Source organism: Roseinatronobacter ekhonensis (assembly GCF_900499075.1).
GTDB lineage: Bacteria > Pseudomonadota > Alphaproteobacteria > Rhodobacterales > Rhodobacteraceae > Roseinatronobacter > Roseinatronobacter ekhonensis.
Genome location: NZ_UIHC01000167.1, coordinates 1 through 1,176, shown reverse-complemented (window position 1 = coordinate 1,176; position 1,176 = coordinate 1). Strand labels below are relative to the sequence as shown.

The 1,176-nt window shown below is 61.5% G+C and carries 1 protein-coding gene; it reads left to right on the top strand.

The genetic code is table 11. The features are described 5' to 3' along the window. Positions 1-60 precede the first annotated feature (60 nt). Positions 61-1,152 carry an IS630 family transposase gene (locus ROE7235_RS19650; protein WP_121097739.1) on the top strand — a complete coding sequence of 364 codons (1,092 nt, stop codon included), beginning with the start codon at positions 61-63 and terminating at the stop codon, positions 1,150-1,152. The last annotated feature ends 24 nt before the right edge of the window (positions 1,153-1,176 follow it).

The window sequence follows — 1,176 nt, the reverse complement described above, 5'->3', positions numbered from 1 at the left end:
CTAGTGTTCCCCACCTGACACAGGATTCCCATTGAGGGCCTGATGTGCTATATTCGGGACATGAGACGCAATGACATTTGCCTTTACCTTGGCCCCGCCGACCGTGCTGAGCTTCAAGCTCTGATCACCAACCGCAACACTGCGCGCAAGCTTGTCTGGCGGGCCGAGATCGTGCTGGCGACGGCGGGCGGTCACGGCACCTTCGAGATCATGCGGCGCGCCCGCACGTCGAAGCCCACGGTCTGGCGCTGGCAGGCTCGGTATCTCGATGAGGGTGTGGACGGCCTCAAGCGCGACAAGACGCGGCCCTCGCGGGTGCCGCCGTTGCCCATGGAAACAAGGCTGAAGGTGATCACCAGGACGGTGCAGGAGACGCCGCCCAACGCCACCCATTGGAGCCGCGCCCTGATGGCCGAAGCCATGGGGATTTCGCCGTCGAGTGTGGGTCGCATATGGGCCGAAGCTGGCTTGAAGCCGCATCTCACGAAGGGGTTCAAGGTCTCGAATGACCCGCTGTTCGAGGAAAAGGTCACGGATATCGTCGGTCTCTACCTTGATCCACCGGATCGGGCTGTGGTTCTGTGTGTTGATGAGAAGTCGCAGATCCAGGCCCTCGACCGGACCCAGCCCGGGCTGCCGCTGAAGAAGGGGCGCGCCGCCACCATGACGCATGACTACAAGCGCCATGGCACGACCACGCTGTTCGCAGCACTCGACGTCAAATCCGGCCAGGTCATCGGCGAATGCCTGCCGCGACATCGGGCCACGGAATTCCTCAAATTCCTGCGCAAAATCGACAAGGCCGTGCCCCTGCGGCGCGATGTTCATCTGGTGCTCGACAACTACGCGACCCACAAGACGCCCGACGTGCGGGCCTGGCTGGACAAGCACCCACGCTTCAAGCTGCACTTCACACCCACCAGCGCCTCATGGCTGAACCTGGTCGAACGGTTCTTTGCCGAGATCACATCGAGGCGCATCCGACGCGGCAGCTATTCCAGCGTCGATGATCTGGAGGCCGCGATCTATGACTATCTCGCGCAACACAACGACAAGCCCAAACCCTTCAAATGGACCAAAACCGCCGAGGACATCCTCACCCGGGAACGCCGCGCTCTGAACGCGCTCGATGAAATTCGCGGAAACAGGTAGGAAGTGTCAGACTCAGAACACTAG